This is a genomic window from Methylomonas aurea (assembly GCF_024505045.1).
Taxonomy (GTDB): domain Bacteria; phylum Pseudomonadota; class Gammaproteobacteria; order Methylococcales; family Methylomonadaceae; genus Methylomonas; species Methylomonas aurea.
On the sequence record NZ_JANIBM010000045.1, the window covers coordinates 13,370 to 28,784 of the forward strand.

The following is a 15,415-nucleotide window of genomic DNA, read 5'->3' on the forward strand; positions in this document are numbered from 1 at the left end:
CGCATGAATCTGCATACCTTAGCCGGCGCCTTCGCCTTGGGCCTGGGCACCGCAACCGCCCAAGCGGTAACCACCATGCCGGCCACGACGATCAAAATCGTCGCCTTCAACGATTTCCACGGCCAACTGGAATCGCCGGGCAATTTCCGCAACCAGCCGACCGATGCGGCCTCGACCATCCCGGTCGGCGGCGTCGATTGGATGGCCGGCTACGTGGCCGACCTGAAAGCGCAAAACCCCAGCACCATCGTCGTCTCGGCCGGCGACATCATCGGCGCCACGCCGCTGGTTTCGGCACTGTTCCATGACGAGCCGACCATCGAAACCATGAACCGGCTGGGCCTGGAATTCAACGCGGTCGGCAACCACGAATTCGACGAAGGCAAGGACGAATTGAAGCGAATGCAAAGCGGCGGCTGCCATCCCACCGATCCGAATAGCTGCAAAGGCGCCGAAGTCGGTACGCCGGTGCCGTTCGAAGGCGCCAAATTCAAATTCCTGGCCGCCAACGTGGTCGAAACCGCCAGCGGCAAAACCCTGTTTCCGCAATATGCGATAAAAGTAGTCGGCGGCGTCCGGGTCGGCTTCATCGGGATGACCTTGAAAGAAACCCCGACCATCGTCACCCCCACCGGCGTTGCCGGCCTGAGCTTTACCGACGAAGCCGCCACCGTCAACGCGTTGATCCCGAAACTGCGCGCCCGCGGCGTCGAAGCGGTAGTGGTGTTGATCCACCAAGGCGGTACGATTCCGGTCACCCAAAGCGTCGCGACGATCAACAACTGCGACGGCGGCCTGGTCGGTTCGCCGATCAAAACCATCGTCAACCAACTGGACGACGCAGTGGACTTGGTGATTTCCGGCCACACTCACCAAGCCTATAACTGCCAAATCGCCAACAAAGCCGGCCGTTCGATTTCGGTGACCAGCGCCAACTCGCAAGGCCGGGTATTGACCGACATCGACGTCACGATCGACACCCGGACCGGCGAAGTCAGCGCGGTCAGTGCCGAGAACATCGCGGTCGTGCGCAATAATTCGGCCATCACGCCGAATGCCGGCATCAAAACCATCGTCGACAACTACAAAGCGCTGGCCACGCCGATCGCCAACCGGGTGATCGGAACCATCAGCGCGGCGATTACCCGCACCGCAACGGCTGCCGGCGAATCCGCGCTGGGCGACGTGATCGCCGACGCCCAATTGGCAGCGACCAGCCCGGCCGGTTTCGGCAACGCCGTAGTCTCGTTCATGAATCCGGGCGGTATCCGTGCCGATTTGACTTATCCCGGCAGCAGCGCCGGCGAAGGCGACGGCAAGGTCACTTATGCCGAAGCCTTTACCGTGCAACCGTTCGGCAACACCTTGGTGACATTGACCCTGACCGGCGCCCAAATCCACACTTTGCTGGAACAGCAATTCACCGGTTGCACCGCGGGTTACCCGGCCGGCGCGCCGGCTAGCGGCCAGCCGTTCAACCGGATCATGCAAGTTTCGGGAGGTTTTAGTTACGAGTGGTCGGAAAAAGGCACACCGTGCGATAACGTCGATCCGGCCAGCATCAAAATCAACGGCGTCGTGGTCGAGCCGGCCGCCAGCTACCGGATTACCGTCAACAACTTCATGGCCGACGGCGGCGACCAATATTACGTGTTGACTCAAGGCACTAACCGCTTGGGCGGCGCCTTGGATTTGGACGCCCTGGAAAGCTACTTCCTCGCCAACGGCAGCGTCAACCCCGGCCCACGCAACCGGATCTTGTTGGCGCCGGCACCTTAAAGTTTTAGGCTAAAGCTCTGCAGCACTTTGCCCGCCGGTAGGCTTACGGCGGGCTTTTTTTTGCAATGTGCATTCTAAGGCTGGATAGCCCAACGCCCACCCGCAGCGATGATTACCCGAGTAGTGCAATACAGGGTTGACACGTTACCTGATTCGCAAGGGCTGATTCGTGCAAACTACAGTTGGAATTCAACGACGGCCGCTGTGGTCGAGCTCGCGAATTTAGCTCAGTCAATTCAATGGATGACATTCCAGCTTTTGCTTACGCGAATGAGTAAAACGGCCCGTTGCGGACTATCGCCTAATCTGATTCAATGGCCTCCACCTGATGTTTACCAGTCATACCTACTAGGTTCCGATGATATACGGAAGGAAAACCCATATGCTGATCAATAATTTATCGTTTCGAGGATCATTTTTCGGTAGATATACAGAACCATCTAATTACTAATTAGACGCCTGTGGCCCGAAACATCGAAATCAAGGCGAGAGTGGTCGACATAGGCGCGCTTGCCAAGCGAGTCGCGACCATCGCGACCGACGGTCCCATCATCATTCAGCAAGACGACACATTCTTTCGGTGCACCTCTGGCCGCCTGAAGTTGCGTGAGTTCTCGTCCACAGAGGGCGAGCTCATTTTCTATCAGCGGTCAAATCAGTCGGGACCGAAAGAGTCGTTCTACGTTCGATCACCAACACATAGTCCTGGCACGCTACGAGAGGCTCTCACGCTGGCGCATGGTCAGGTCGGCCGGGTGGTAAAGGAGCGAACACTCTTTCTTGTCGGGCGCACTCGCGTTCACCTCGACGCTGTGCAAGGGCTGGGCTCGTTCATGGAACTCGAGGTGGTATTGAAAGATGGCGAAACACCAGAGGCTGGGGTGCGAGAGGCACATGAACTCATGGCACGCCTGGGCATCGAGCCATCGCATCTGGTAGAAGTGGCATATGTCGATCTGCTTGCTAAGAGCGGCGTCTAACCCTTCGCTCCACCCGACGTTTGCCAGCCGGCTCCGCCGTCTGTCGCCCGCGGGTGAGCTCAAACGTTAGGCTGCATGTCTCCGACAATTGCGATCCGAGCCGTTGCCGTGTCAGACCAGCATGAGTTCATTTTGGCTGCACGACGAAGCCGCGAGCTTCATCGGCCATGGACATCGGCACCTGCGATGAAGCGGCGTTCACGCGCTACCTTGCCCGCTTCGATGCCCGGAACCACTTTGGCTTCGTGGTCGTGCTTGCCAAGTCCGGAGAACTCGTTGGTGCGATCAACCTCACGAACGTGGTCTACGGGCTGTTTCAGAGCGGCTACCTCGGCTACTTCGCATTCCAGGGCCACGAAGGCCGTGGTTACATGAAGCGGGGTCTGTCTCTTGTCGTACGCCACGCCTTCCGCGAGCTCAGGCTACATCGCCTGGAAGCGAACATTCAGCCCTGCAATCTAGCCTCAATCGCACTTGTTCGCGTCTGTGGCTTCAGGCAGGAAGGCTACTCGCCTGCGTATCTCAAACTCGACGGCCGCTGGCGCGACCACGAGCGCTGGGCGCTTGTGCGGGGCTGCCCAAATACAGCCTAACATGTCGGTCAACCCGAGCCTGCACGGCATCGCACTGCGATTCGCTACCCTCGCGGCTTGCGCTCTAATTGTCGGGTGCGCCAGCACAAGCGTCACTTTGCAGCCCACGCCACAGGCTCCTGTCTGCACTTCCTCGACCAACGCGCTCGTCCTGTGGGCGCCTCACTGGCGTCCCGATCAAAAGGACCGGACCGCGCGCGAGGAAGCCGCCACCTCCGGTCTGAACCAGTTCTTTGCTCAATCGGGCTGTTTCGCCCGCACTGAGCTCCGCAGAGTGCAGGCGCTGGCACCGGCGACAGTCCAAGCGGCGCTTGGCAACACACGCGAGCCGGTCGGCTCGCTAGTTGGCATTGAGGTCCGCGAGCTTGGCCCGATTGTCAAGCCCCTGTCGTCTCTGGCGCTGGTTGAAGGCGGAACCGAAGTTGTCCTGGGCATTACTGAATACTCGCCTCAGTCAGCCGCTGAAGTGCGCCGGTTTGTCGTGCACTGGAAGAATGGCGGCCCAGGTGTCATCCGGGGCGTCGCCGGCCTAGCCGATGACATGCAGTCTGCCTTGCACGCGGGCCTACAACCCGGCCCTGGTGCGAAGTGACGCCTAACCCCTCACTCAAGCGCCGCCGCGCTACGGAAGGCGTCCTGCCGCCGCTTTAACGCGTTTTGAGATCATTTCCAACCCTGTCTTCACATCGCCCTTTTTGCGATCGAAAAAAAACCGGGCCTGCCAATTTTGGCAGACCCGGCTAGACCAGCGAGGAACCGGGATCGGTTTACCGACTGTTAATCAGAATACTTCCGCAAACAGGTTATTGGCCCACGCCAACATCATTTTGTAATTGTCGGAGTTGATCTGCTCGGCTTCGCCGGAGGCAGCGGCGATTTTTTCCATCGTATCCAGCGCCGGGTTATAACGGTAACCGGCGGTCAAAAACGACGCCGTGCTGGCCGTGATCGGACTGAAACAGGCGGAATTGGTGACCGGCGCTTCGTCCGGCATCACTCTTGCCGGCCTTAACTGTAGATGGCGCAACAGCGCGTCGGCGCAGACTTTGGCCTCGGAGTTGGCGATATGGCCGGCTTTGGGTTGCACCGAATCGTGGGCGTCGCCGATCACGTAGACATCGTTATCGTAAAGCGACTGGTAAGTATCGATATGGACGCCGGCCCAGGCCTTTCCGCCCAGCAAATGCCGAAAATCGGTTCCGAACAATAAATCGGCCGCCTTTTGTTTCGGAATCACGTTGATCAAATGGAATTTTTGCCCGGAACCAATCGGGTTTGCCGGCAACGCTCCGGTATAACTGACGTTGATGGTTTTGTCCTGCGGCAAGGCCAGGCGCGGATTGAAGGCCGCGGCGGCACTGACGGCGTTGACCGCGGCATTGGGTTGATACTCGATTATGCCTTTATACAGTCCCGAGAAAGCCTTGCCGAAATTCACCGGCTCGGCTTGGATCGCCGGATTCGCGTCCAACACGAACAGTTTGCCGCCGCCTTTTTTGTTTTTTAAATAATCCGCGATCAAACAGGCGCGCTCGTAAGGGCCCGGCGGACAACGGTAGGGCTTGGGCGGGATTGTCATCACCACCCGGGCTTTGCCGCCGCCCGGCAGCATTTTCAATTGATCGCGCAGATTATTGGTTTGCAAGCCCGCTTTCCAGGCATGCGGAAACGGGGTATTGGTGTCGGTCCAGCCGTTCTGCACCATGCCCCGCGGAAAATCGAAATCGATACCGGGCGACAGCACCAGTTTGTCGAAGTAAATCTTGCTGCCGTCCGCCAGCGCGATAAACCGGCTGCCGTTGAGTTCGGCTCCCATCCCGGCCACGGCCCCTTGTTTGAAGGCAAATTGGTATTTTTCAGCGGCTTTGACTAACGGGAAGGTTAAATTCGCCAGCGTTTTCTGGTTGTTCAACACCAGATTCGACAAGATGCAGGAAACGTGGGCGGCGTTGCTGTCGACCAAGGTCACTTTGACGGCGGCCCCGCCCCACAAGGCAATGTATTTCGCTACCGAAGCGCCGCCGAAGCCGCCGCCGACCACGACGATTTCGAACGGCTCCGGTGCAGTAGCTGCGGCACTGCCGCTGTCGGCTTTAGCCAGCGTGCCGGCCACGGCGGCCGAAGCAACGGTGCCCAGGCCCAATTTTTTGACAAACGTTCTTCTATCCATGGCTAATCCCCTTGATTTGGCAAAGTCGACAGGTATTGGGCGATCGCATACAACTCGCAATCGCGGTAAGCGCGGGCCTGCAGACTCATGATGTCTGCCTTGCCGTTGCTCTTGAATTCCCGCAAATCTCCGTATAAATCGCCGGCCGACTTGCCGCCGATAGAATCGATTTCGCCTAACGACCGCCCTTGGTCACCGTGACATTGGTAACACTGCGCCGCCAGCAATTCGCCGTTCGGCTGCATGACCCGTCGCACGCCGTTGGCGTCGGTCACGCTACAATCCGCCGGCAGCGCAGCGGCAACCTCTGTTGCCGCAATCGCCAGCAACAGTAACAACACGCTTTTGTTCATCATTGTTCTCCTCATCTCCTGGTGCAGAGTATTGCTACATTATTTAATAATGAAGCTCTAATACAATAAGCCGCAAAGATGAATCCAACTTGAATTCAAGATTAAAATCTGGTGAAAAACAGACCAGCGACGACCGGCCAGGCCCTTAACTGTTTTGACCGTTCGCACTGAGCGCTTCGGTTGCGCTCGGGAGTGCCTTGTCGATACGCCAACAGCCTCTCGCCAGAGCAATGCCTAATCGGCACAAGGGCAAACGGACATTGGCATTTCGCAAGTCCGGCGGGATAGACGGATCGCGGCCGGCGGTTCCGGCTCGGCCAAACTGAACCAAAATCCGCCGCAAACCGCTGAGGGTTAGTTAGCGAATATCCCAAACCCCCATCATGCCCATGTCCTCGTGCTCCAGAATGTGGCAGTGAAACATGGTCATACCGGTAAAGTCCTTGACCGGTACCAGCAATTTTATGCTGCCCATGCGCGGCACGATGACGGTGTCCTTCCAGGCCGGCTTGGTGGTGTAGAAGCTGGCATAAGTCGAGTCGCCGCCGCTGATGGAAAGCACCTGAGCATGGTTGACATGCTGATGAAACGGATGGTCCATCATGCTGTTGTTGTAAATGGTCCAGACTTCGTAGGTATTCAACAGCGACGGGATGGTGTAGGCATCGATCGCGCCATTAGTTTCCGAGAAGGCAATGCCATTGATGGTTGCCATACCCATGCCGCCGCCCATCATCCCCATCATACCCATCGACAAGGTCAGACTACGCTGTACCGCGCCGGCCGGTACCGCCATCCGTACCGCACCCGGATTCACCGAGGTTGGCAGGCTTTGGCTGAGACTGGTACCGGTGACGTTGGCGGTCAACAGCGTGATTTGTTGGCTGGCCGAAGCGCCGGCGCCGCGATTGTAGGGCTCGGCGGTCAATTTGTAATAAGCCTTGGTAGTCGAGGCTTTGACCAGAACATCGATACGCTCGCCCGGCGAAAGCAAAACCGTACTTTGCGCGTAAGGTTTGTCCAGCAAACCGCCATCGGTACCGACCACGTTCAGGTTGTGGCCAGCCAGCTTGAGTTTGTAAAAACGGGCGTTGCTGGCGTTGACGATTTTCCAGCGCTGGACCTGGCCCGGACGCATGGCCAGCACCGGGTTGACCTTGCCGTTGACCATCATGACGTTACCTTCCTTGCCGTTCATGAAGTCGCTATCGGTATGTGCGGCCGGCGCGCCGCCGCTGAGGCTGATGTCCTTCAGCACCATAATGTGGGTTTCGTAACCGGACAGCACCGTGGTTTCGTCGTCGACATCGATCGCGCCGGCCTGGCCGGCCCAAACCTGTTCGGCGGCATTGCCGTGGGCGTGCGGGTGATACCAGTTCAGGTTACCGCCGGGATGCAAGGCCAAATCGTATTGGTAATCGAAGGTCTGGTTGCGGCTGAAATGCAGCATGACGTTGTCGGAGTTGCCTTCCGGCGAAACATGGAAGCCATGAGTATGCAGATTGGTATCCGCACGCGGCTGGCCCATCAGGTTGTTGCCGGCGTCCGGCAGCGAGTTTTTGAAATGCACTTTCAGCAAATCGCCTTGTTTGAGCTTGATGGTCGGCGCCGGATAAGTGCCGTTGTATGTCTGCAGGTTGGCGACGCTGCCGTTGATATTGATCGGCGCCAGCTTGGCTTCCAGATTGACTTCAACGATGCCCGGCGTGGCGGACAGATTGGCCATGACCGGCGGGTCCTGAAATGCGGCGCCGCGCGGCGGATCGATGACGGTGGTACCCGAGGTGCAGCCCATCATGCAACCGCCCATGCCCATGGCCATGCCGTTCGAGGCAAACAGCGCGGCCACCGCTCCCGCTGTCACGATCGCTAGGCGGGTTCTTGAAAGTTGTTTCATGTTGTCTCCGTTAGTGTTATTGGCTATCGGCCGCCGGCCCGAGGCCGGCAATTTCCGACAACGAACCAGCGCAATTAGCGGGCCAAGGGAAAAAATCCCGAACCACACGGAGAAATAACGCGCCGCCCCAGTCTGCCGGAACAGGAGCGATTACGGCATATGCCCTAATTCGGCAAACGCCTTTTGGCGATATGCCGCAACAAGCTGAGAGGAAACTCGGAATAGGGTCCTATGTGCGATCGGCTAACCCCGCACTAGCTGGGCCAGCACATGGGCGAGGACATGCGCGGCGATGGCGGCTTCAAGCCCGTAACGCCAAAACAGATAGCCGGCGAGCATGCCGAACAGCGCGTTACCGGCGACGATGTAGGCGATAGCGCTGCCGGAAGCCGTCCCCAGCGCCGCCAACGCCGCGGGAAGATGAGATATGCCGAATACCAACGCGCTCAAAGCGATGGCAGCCCAGATTACAATCGCCGCCGGCCGACCTGTGCCGCCCTGCAACAGGCGCCAACCGGCCCAAGCCAGACCGCTCATCAGCCCCCACCTGAGCAAAATTTCTTCGGTAATGCCGCCGTATAGGAGACGCACTGTCAGCGGGATGGTTGCCGCACTGTGTAGCGGTGCGAGTTCGGCCGGAGCGCATAGATAAAACCCGACGATGACCGCACCGCCGACCAGCCCGCCCAAGGCACTGGCTAACCATTGCGCGCGCCATGCCGGCCACGGCTTATCGCCGTTCAGCAGCGCCGAGATAACCGGAGCTTGCAAGCCCACCCTGGCGCCCAAGGAGGTGCCGATACCGGCGGCCGCCAGTGCGATCAGGACAGTTTGGCCGGCGGCCGCGATTTGCAGGGTCGCCAGCGGTAGCGGCAGGGGCCGCCCCGCAAGCAACTGCGGCAATGCCAGCCAAGCGCTGGCGATCGCGCCCGGCACGGCCAGCGCCAGCATTGCCAGCGCCAACTTCCAATTCACCGCCATTAGTTCCAACCGCTGCGACAGGCCAGACGCCGCCCCGCCCGGAAATCAGGGTTGCAGCGCATAACGGTAGACCAGGTAATGCTCGTCGCGCAGCCAGCCTTCGGCTTGGTAAAGCGCTTGTGCGGCATGGTTATCGACAGCGGTGGCCAGTTCAAGGCCGGACGCGCCCAGAGTTCTGGCATAGTCGATCGCCGCCGACAGCAAATTGGCAGCTACGCCTTGTCTGCGCGCCGACTGCACCACGAAAAGATCGTTCAAAACAAAGCTCCGCGTCAGGCCTATCGAGGAAAAACTCGGGTAAAGCTGGGTAAAGCCGACGGCCGCCCCGTTTTGAAGAGCGATGAACACGACCGATTCGCCATGATCGAAACGCGCCGCCAAAAACGCCCTGGCCGCAACAAGATCGCAGGGTTGACCGTAAAATTGACGGTAGGCGTCAAACAGAGGCGCCAATGCCTCCAGATCGGACAACACGGCTTGGCGGACGGTAATCGGGCTCATTTTGTTCCAAAATCAAAATATCGGGGGATTGGACAGTGCCTGCAGATAACGCGGCCTACTGTTGGATTGGTAATCCCGATCGTTCGAGAATCACCTCACCGTGCACCTGCTCGGTCATTGCATGTGTTGCGGCATGCCGAGAAGCAATATAACCAAAGTCCGTTAGCGGAGAAAGCCAGAGTTTGAATTTTTACCATTCACCGACGCCAGCCGCGAGTGCGGCATTGCCATCGACCACCGGGCTATTTTGCCGACCGCGAACGAGGCCAGCGAGATTACTGCCGGCTGGACAACGCATTCAACCAAGGCCTTAACCGCCGCCAAGACCTGTACTTCCACGAACGGCAACTCGACGACATGCGCCGGGAGTTTTTCGGCTATCGCTAGTCGGGCGGGAGCCGTAAACATCGCCAACATTTAACGACTTTAGCCCGGCGAAGTTTGCGTTTGCTCCGACTGACTCGGTGTCGGTATTTTTTACACCCGCAGCCGGCCGTATAAACTTCAGAGAAACATCGCCCAACTAAAGACACATAACCATTTGAAATATAAAAGCCAAATCAAAACAAGAAAAATGGAACGCTGTTTGCTTATTTGCATTCAACTAGAGGCAGGACCGGATCAAGTTCCGGTAACGAATGCTTGCTAGGAGTTTATTTAAATTTTTTAGGAGTGTTTTCAGATGTTATCCAAAAAGTTTTATCTGGCTTTATTGGCTGTCGCGGCGTTCGATGCTCAGGCGGCTCTGATCAATTTCGATTCGCTGCAACCCTTCGGCAACTATGCCCCGGTTCCCGCCGGTTACGGCTCCACCGCCGACGTGACGGTTTCTTATTCAAGCTTGAATGCCGACGGTTCTGTGGCGTATTCGGATGTGTTGCTGTGGAATGCCGGTTACGCCAACCTGACTACAGCGGCATTTGCCCATTCAAACGGACTGCTATTGAGCATTACCCTGACTGCCGTAAATCCGAACCAAGCCGTAACGCTGGAAAGCTTCGACGTCGGCGCCTATCCCGGTCCAGGCAATTTCACCCGTTTAGCCTCCGATTTGAGAGTGGTAGACGGCAACAATTTTTCCAACGTCCTGGTGGACTACGCTCCCTTCAACGTGCCCGGCAATAGCCCCTATACGTTCAATCCCAATGTAACCGCCCGCTCTCTAAACATCATATTGGGCACCGATTGGGACAACGGTATCAATAACATTAGCTTCAGCGTTGCAGCCGTTCCGGTACCGGGTGCAATATGGTTGTTCGGAACCGCTCTCGCCGGATTCGGACTGACTCGTAAGCGGGCAAAATAGAGTAATCCGATATCGAAGACAATTCGGCCGCTCTAAAATTCAGATATCCAATCGATTCAGGGCAGCCCCAACACGTTACCGGAAAAACGGTTCGCTGGACGCTGTACTATAAAACAGCACAGCGCCGGTTTTCTGGTAGCCAGCCCATCAACGTAATATCCCCAATCGGGTAAAGCCGATTGTCCTGATGCCCCCAGTCCTCCGTGGCAACCCATACTGCATGAAAGCTGGTATTCATTTCCACGCAGAAGCGTGGACGTGAGCAATCGCGACCGACTGCGCAGCGAACTGCGGGACCTGGACCGCCGCTACCATCGCCGCCGCCAAGACCTATACTTCCACGAACGGCAGACCGGCGACATGCGCCGGGAGTTTTTCGGCTATCGTTGACGCCGTGCGCTAGCGGGTACAACGCGGCGGGAATAATCGGGCCGCGTTAACTATTTCGGTTGCCGGCGAGTCCCGTTGCGGTCAGCCCGGCGACGTGGTTGAATGGCGGCGCTATGGCTATTCCCGAACATCGTTTCTAGTCGACGAATATATACAGATAGGAAAATCCGATGCTGACCAAGCCGTTGTCGAGCAAATGGACATTAGCTTGTTGATATACGGAAACCACTTAATTACTAGTTTGACCCTGAGAATGCGATGCACAAAGATATAAAATCCTGGGATGTGTTTATTTCCCATGCCACCGAAGATAAAGATTTGTTCGTTCGCCCACTGGCGATCACTCTTCAAAATCTCGGTGTCTCAGTATGGTACGACGAATTTACATTGCGTTTAGGTAACAGTTTACGTAAGTCAATTGACAAAGGTCTAGCCTCATGCCAGTTTGGGCTCATTGTTATAAGTCAGCATTTCATCAAGAAAAAATGGCCTGAATATGAACTAAATGGCCTCATTAGCCGAGAAATTGACGAAGACAGAGTAATCCTTCCAATTTGGCACGGGGTAAACCGTCAGCAGGTTGTGCAATTTAGCCCCACCCTGGCGGACAAGTTAGCGTTGAATACTGAAGGACAAACGGCTCAAGACATAGCAATCCAAGTTTTTCGTGAAGTTCGACCCGATCTTTACGCAACTCATCCAAGAGCAGAAATTGAACGCATTGCCTCCAGGGAGGCTCTGCGCGATCTGCAACAAGAGTTTGATCGAATTAAAGAAGAGCTTTCAGAGTACCAATGTCCCTATTGTGGCGCATCGTTACAAACTCGCTTGGACGCTCCGTTTGACGATGAACAAAAGCACTGGGGTGTTCGTGAGATATTTGAGTGCGGCTATCAAGTTTTTGGTAGTTCTATAGAACGACTATGCTCGACTGATCCAAGGTTTCCTAAGTTTGATGAATATGAATTACGTTTTTACAACACCCCCGATAAATCGCATTGGCAATGGGCGTGTTTTGCAGTTGCAAAAACAGAGATGGCTCGGCTATTTGAATTAAGCGCTTCTCATGGGCGAACAAAAGAAGAAGCAGAAACTAAAATGCGAGAAAATTATCAGCGCTATGCTAAAAACACAGAATGATGGTGAAGGTTAAATCAAATTCGTCGAACTCAACGCTCCAGCGGACTCCGCTACCGCTCCGCCGCTAAGCCTTGCGTTAGGGGGTCGCTGTGTATCTTCACCAGACATCAAAAAGCATAATTCCTGATTCCCACGGTCCCCCGTGGGAACCGATACTGCTTTAAGGCTGGTATGCGTTCCCACGCAGAAGCCTGGGAACCAGGAAACTGAGCAAACGGAGCTCATATGAATAACGAACTAAACGAACTACAAGAGGAACTGCGCAGACGAAGAGATGCAAGCGAAGCTAGTCACGCTGTCTATGTTGCCCGTCTCCACGAACAAGCAGAGAAGGTTTATGCGGCCATCGCCCTGGCTTGCGCAGCCGGCAACTATGTTTGGGCACACAAAGATAATGGACGGATTTTAAAGATGGGTGCGCTTGGCCCTCGTAAGGGGACCCGCTTCCCCTACACATTGGGTCATCATGTCTCTTATGACATTCACCAGGATGCTTTTGAGGATTGCGAGCTTCTTGTTATTGATCGTTTCGACCTCCACCCGCGTTGATCACCAAGCCTCTCACTGGCTACGACCTTTATGATGATGGCTAATACCCATCATCTTCATTGTTCGTCTCCCCATCAATACCGAATCCGATACCAAACCATCCCAACCGCTTCGTGCGCCAGCAGGAAAAGGTTGGCCCAGGCCGACGGTGACGGCAGCCAGTCCGCGAAACGCGGGTCGCCGTTGCGGCCGATGAAGGCGGTCGGTGCCGGCAAGACGTTAAAGCCGGCTTGGCGAAACGCCATCAACGCCCGCGGCATGTGGTAGGCCTGCGTTACCAGCACGATGTCGTTTATACCGTATTGGCTCAGCAAGTCCCGGCTGAAGCGGGCGTTTTCGGCGGTGTTGCGGCTATCGCGCTCCTGCCAGGCCACCGGGGTTTTGAATTCCTGGTCCAATATCGCCGCCATCAGGTCGGCTTCGGCCACATCGTCCGCCGCCAGCGCGCCGCCGCCGGAAACCAATACCGGCAAGCCCAGTTCCCAGGCCAGTTTGGCGGCATAGCGCAGACGCAGCAGATTGCGCGGATGTAAGGTGATTTGGCCGGGATATTCCGGCGTGTCGAATTGCAGGCCGCCGCCGATAACGACCAGCGCGCCGGGTTTGAAGGTTGCGGCCGCTGCGGCCGGCAGCGGCGGCACCCGCTCCCACCACTGCGCCAAACGGTTGACGACGATGGGCAGACTCAGCAACCACAGCAAAACCAAACTCGTCAGCGCCATGCTCCGCCCCCATTTGCGTTTGCCGGCCAGGACCCCGACCAGCGCCAAAACCAGCAGTAAAACCGGCGGCAACAACAGCGACTGCAGCGCGTAAACCAGCATGACGGCTATCCTAGCCTAGGCCGGTTGCGCCGGGTTAAACCGCAAACCGCCGGGCAAAGCTGCCTAGCCGGCCAAGCCGGAAATGCCGACCGCTGCCCGCAATTGCTGAATGAACGGCCGGCTGATGGCGCGGGCTTTTTCGGCGCCTTCCTGCAATTGCTGTTCGATATGTTCCGGCGCCGCTATTAAGGCTTCGTAACGCTCGCGGGCCGGGGCGATTTCGTCGTTGATTTTCTCGAACAATACCTGTTTCATCTCGCCCCAGCCGATGCCTTCGGCATAGCGCTGACGAATCGCGTCCACTTCGTGGTGGTTGGCAAAGGCCTGGTAAATACCGAACAGCGTGCAGCCTTCCGGATCTTTCGGTTCGCCCGGTTCCAGCGAGTTGGTTTTGATCTTGTTGATCAATTTGCGCAGTTTCTTTTCCGGCTCGAACAACGGAATCGTATTGTTGTAGCTCTTGCTCATTTTGCGGCCGTCCAGACCCAGCAAGGTCGCGGCGTTTTCTTCCAGCACCGCTTCCGGCAACGCGAAATGTTCGCCGTAGATATGGTTAAAGCGGGCGGCGATGTCGCGGGCCATTTCGATGTGCTGGATTTGGTCCTTGCCGACCGGCACCTTGTTGGCATTGAACATCAAAATATCGGCGGCCATCAGAATCGGATAGCTGAACAGGCCCATCGTGATGCCCTTGTCCGGATCGGTGCCTTCGGCTTCCTCGTTCTCGGCCACGGCGGCTTTGTAAGCGTGAGCCCGGTTCATCAAGCCCTTGGCGGTGACGCAGGTCAGCATCCAGGTCAGTTCCAGAATTTCCGGCACGTCGGATTGGCGGTAAAACACCGCATTCGAGGTATCCAGCCCCAGCGCCAGCCAGGTGGCGGCGATTTCCAGGCTGGATTGCTTGACCCGGGCCGGCTCGTTGCATTTGATCAGCGCATGGTAATCGGCCAGGAAATAAAACGGCCGGACCTGTTCGTCTTTGCTGGCCTTGATCGCCGGCCGGATGGCCCCGGCGTAATTGCCCAAATGCGGCGTGCCGGTGGTGGTGATGCCGGTAAGAACGATGGATTTAGTCATGCTGCTGCCTGCGCTATCGAAATGAAAAAGTGGCGCGATTTTACACAAATCGCCGGGGATAGTCAGGCTCGACGCCGATGGCCGGGCCGGCGCGGCCGCGGTTGGTCAGATCCGGTCGGCCAGCAGCCGAATTGGATGCATCAGTTTGCGGTCGGTTTCGCCGCGCTCGGCGTTCAGAAAAAACGCGCAGCCGAAATTGGTGCTGACGGCGATATCGGCGCCGCAACCGGCGATGGCCTGGCGCTTCAGCATTTTCAATTGCCCTGCATTTTCCGGATGGCTCAACATGTAACTGCCGCCGGCACCGCAGCAGGTGTGGTTGTCCGGCAAGGCTTCGATATTAACGCCTGGGATTTTCGCCAACAAGGCATAAACCGCCTTGGCGTTTTTCAAGACGTTACGCTGGCTGCACGGCTCGTGTACCGCGATATTCAGGTTGGACGCCGCCGGCTGCAGCTGGTCCGGCCAATGTTCCAGCAAAAACTCGTTGATGTCGCGCAAACTGCGGGTGAACCAGCCGGAGGTTTCACTATCCGTCCCCCGGTATTCGGTTAACATCGCCCCGCACCCGCTGGCCAGATACACCACCGCCTCGACTTCCAGCTCGTAAAACGCGGCGATATTGTTTTCGACCAACGTTTCGGCGGGACGGCCGTTATGCTGATGGATCGCGCCGCAGCAGCCCTGCCCTTCCGGCACCACCACCTCGTAGCCGACCGCATTCAATAATTTGATCGCAGCCCGCAGCGTGGCGCGGTCGAAATGTTCGGCCAGACAACCGGTAAACAACGCGACGCGGCCGCGTTGGCGGGCGCGTTTACTCACAGGAAAAACTCCGGCTAAACCGCCGAGCGCCGGCTCGCAGACTAGGCGCT

The 15,415-nt window shown here is 57.1% G+C and carries 16 protein-coding genes; 8 read left to right on the top strand and 8 right to left on the bottom strand.

Going from position 1 to position 15,415, the window contains the following annotated elements; all coding sequences use genetic code 11:
* Positions 1–3 precede the first annotated feature (3 nt).
* The 4 genes from NP603_RS19790 to NP603_RS19805 all read left to right on the top strand — a co-directional run bounded on the left by NP603_RS19790 (position 4) and on the right by NP603_RS19805 (position 3,944).
* On the top strand, positions 4–1,779 hold the full coding sequence (locus NP603_RS19790) for a bifunctional metallophosphatase/5'-nucleotidase (protein ID WP_256612579.1): 1,776 nt from the start codon (positions 4–6) through the stop codon (positions 1,777–1,779).
* Positions 1,780–2,240: 461 nt separating this feature from the next.
* Positions 2,241–2,759: a class IV adenylate cyclase gene (locus NP603_RS19795; RefSeq protein ID WP_256612580.1), complete on the top strand. Its 519-nt coding sequence runs from the start codon at positions 2,241–2,243 to the stop codon at positions 2,757–2,759.
* 167 nt (positions 2,760–2,926) lie between these two features.
* Positions 2,927–3,352 (top strand): GNAT family N-acetyltransferase, encoded by a 426-nt coding sequence (locus NP603_RS19800; RefSeq protein ID WP_256612581.1) that lies wholly within the window; start codon positions 2,927–2,929, stop codon positions 3,350–3,352.
* 1 nt (position 3,353) lies between these two features.
* Complete coding sequence (locus tag NP603_RS19805) at positions 3,354–3,944, top strand: hypothetical protein (protein ID WP_256612582.1); 591 nt, start codon at positions 3,354–3,356, stop codon at positions 3,942–3,944.
* Positions 3,945–4,133: 189 nt separating this feature from the next.
* Here the strand turns inward: NP603_RS19805 and NP603_RS19810 are convergent, their stop codons facing one another.
* The 5 genes from NP603_RS19810 to NP603_RS19830 all read right to left on the bottom strand — a co-directional run bounded on the left by NP603_RS19810 (position 4,134) and on the right by NP603_RS19830 (position 9,254).
* Complete coding sequence (locus NP603_RS19810; protein ID WP_256612583.1) at positions 4,134–5,522, bottom strand: FAD-dependent oxidoreductase; 1,389 nt, start codon at positions 5,520–5,522, stop codon at positions 4,134–4,136.
* Positions 5,523–5,524: 2 nt separating this feature from the next.
* Positions 5,525–5,878, bottom strand: a complete 354-nt coding sequence (locus NP603_RS19815) for a c-type cytochrome (protein ID WP_256612584.1) — start codon at positions 5,876–5,878, stop codon at positions 5,525–5,527.
* A 355-nt stretch (positions 5,879–6,233) separates the two neighbouring features.
* Positions 6,234–7,772 carry a multicopper oxidase family protein gene (locus tag NP603_RS19820; RefSeq protein ID WP_256612585.1) on the bottom strand — a complete coding sequence of 513 codons (1,539 nt, stop codon included), beginning with the start codon at positions 7,770–7,772 and terminating at the stop codon, positions 6,234–6,236.
* Positions 7,773–8,015: 243 nt separating this feature from the next.
* Positions 8,016–8,753: a CPBP family glutamic-type intramembrane protease gene (locus tag NP603_RS19825; RefSeq protein ID WP_256612586.1), complete on the bottom strand. Its 738-nt coding sequence runs from the start codon at positions 8,751–8,753 to the stop codon at positions 8,016–8,018.
* Positions 8,754–8,798: 45 nt separating this feature from the next.
* Positions 8,799–9,254: a GNAT family N-acetyltransferase gene (locus NP603_RS19830; RefSeq protein ID WP_256612587.1), complete on the bottom strand. Its 456-nt coding sequence runs from the start codon at positions 9,252–9,254 to the stop codon at positions 8,799–8,801.
* 682 nt (positions 9,255–9,936) lie between these two features.
* Between NP603_RS19830 and NP603_RS19835 the strand changes: the two genes are divergently transcribed.
* The 4 genes from NP603_RS19835 to NP603_RS19850 all read left to right on the top strand — a co-directional run bounded on the left by NP603_RS19835 (position 9,937) and on the right by NP603_RS19850 (position 12,639).
* Entirely contained in the window at positions 9,937–10,560 is a 624-nt protein-coding gene (locus tag NP603_RS19835; RefSeq protein ID WP_256612588.1) for a PEP-CTERM sorting domain-containing protein, read from the top strand.
* Between the two features lie 258 nt (positions 10,561–10,818).
* A complete protein-coding gene (locus NP603_RS19840) occupies positions 10,819–10,950 on the top strand; it encodes a hypothetical protein (protein WP_256612589.1) in 132 nt (43 codons plus the stop codon).
* Between the two features lie 258 nt (positions 10,951–11,208).
* Positions 11,209–12,090, top strand: coding sequence for a toll/interleukin-1 receptor domain-containing protein (locus NP603_RS19845; RefSeq protein WP_256612590.1), 882 nt, complete (start codon positions 11,209–11,211; stop codon positions 12,088–12,090).
* A gap of 225 nt (positions 12,091–12,315) precedes the next feature.
* The gene (locus NP603_RS19850) at positions 12,316–12,639 is read left to right on the top strand and encodes a hypothetical protein (protein ID WP_256612591.1); all 324 of its coding nucleotides are present in this window, start codon (positions 12,316–12,318) and stop codon (positions 12,637–12,639) included.
* 74 nt (positions 12,640–12,713) lie between these two features.
* Here the strand turns inward: NP603_RS19850 and NP603_RS19855 are convergent, their stop codons facing one another.
* The 3 genes from NP603_RS19855 to NP603_RS19865 all read right to left on the bottom strand — a co-directional run.
* Positions 12,714–13,463 carry a YdcF family protein gene (locus NP603_RS19855; protein WP_256612592.1) on the bottom strand — a complete coding sequence of 250 codons (750 nt, stop codon included), beginning with the start codon at positions 13,461–13,463 and terminating at the stop codon, positions 12,714–12,716.
* A 63-nt stretch (positions 13,464–13,526) separates the two neighbouring features.
* Entirely contained in the window at positions 13,527–14,540 is a 1,014-nt protein-coding gene (locus NP603_RS19860; RefSeq protein WP_256612593.1) for a tryptophan--tRNA ligase, read from the bottom strand.
* Positions 14,541–14,645: 105 nt separating this feature from the next.
* Positions 14,646–15,415: (Fe-S)-binding protein (locus NP603_RS19865; RefSeq protein ID WP_256612594.1), on the bottom strand; the 770-nt coding region annotated here is incomplete at its 5' end.

Excerpts from the sequence above, each read along its gene's own strand:
- NP603_RS19790 (WP_256612579.1), top strand. The coding sequence starts at position 4 with ATGAATCTGCATACCTTAGCCGGCGCCTTCGCCTTGGGCCTGGGCACC.
- NP603_RS19800 (WP_256612581.1), top strand. The coding sequence starts at position 2,927 with ATGGACATCGGCACCTGCGATGAAGCGGCGTTCACGCGCTACCTTGCC.
- NP603_RS19805 (WP_256612582.1), top strand. The coding sequence starts at position 3,354 with ATGTCGGTCAACCCGAGCCTGCACGGCATCGCACTGCGATTCGCTACC.
- NP603_RS19810 (WP_256612583.1), bottom strand. The coding sequence starts at position 5,522 with ATGGATAGAAGAACGTTTGTCAAAAAATTGGGCCTGGGCACCGTTGCT.
- NP603_RS19815 (WP_256612584.1), bottom strand. The coding sequence starts at position 5,878 with ATGATGAACAAAAGCGTGTTGTTACTGTTGCTGGCGATTGCGGCAACA.
- NP603_RS19820 (WP_256612585.1), bottom strand. The coding sequence starts at position 7,772 with ATGAAACAACTTTCAAGAACCCGCCTAGCGATCGTGACAGCGGGAGCG.
- NP603_RS19825 (WP_256612586.1), bottom strand. The coding sequence starts at position 8,753 with ATGGCGGTGAATTGGAAGTTGGCGCTGGCAATGCTGGCGCTGGCCGTG.
- NP603_RS19830 (WP_256612587.1), bottom strand. The coding sequence starts at position 9,254 with ATGAGCCCGATTACCGTCCGCCAAGCCGTGTTGTCCGATCTGGAGGCA.
- NP603_RS19835 (WP_256612588.1), top strand. The coding sequence starts at position 9,937 with ATGTTATCCAAAAAGTTTTATCTGGCTTTATTGGCTGTCGCGGCGTTC.
- NP603_RS19845 (WP_256612590.1), top strand. The coding sequence starts at position 11,209 with ATGCACAAAGATATAAAATCCTGGGATGTGTTTATTTCCCATGCCACC.
- NP603_RS19850 (WP_256612591.1), top strand. The coding sequence starts at position 12,316 with ATGAATAACGAACTAAACGAACTACAAGAGGAACTGCGCAGACGAAGA.
- NP603_RS19855 (WP_256612592.1), bottom strand. The coding sequence starts at position 13,463 with ATGCTGGTTTACGCGCTGCAGTCGCTGTTGTTGCCGCCGGTTTTACTG.
- NP603_RS19860 (WP_256612593.1), bottom strand. The coding sequence starts at position 14,540 with ATGACTAAATCCATCGTTCTTACCGGCATCACCACCACCGGCACGCCG.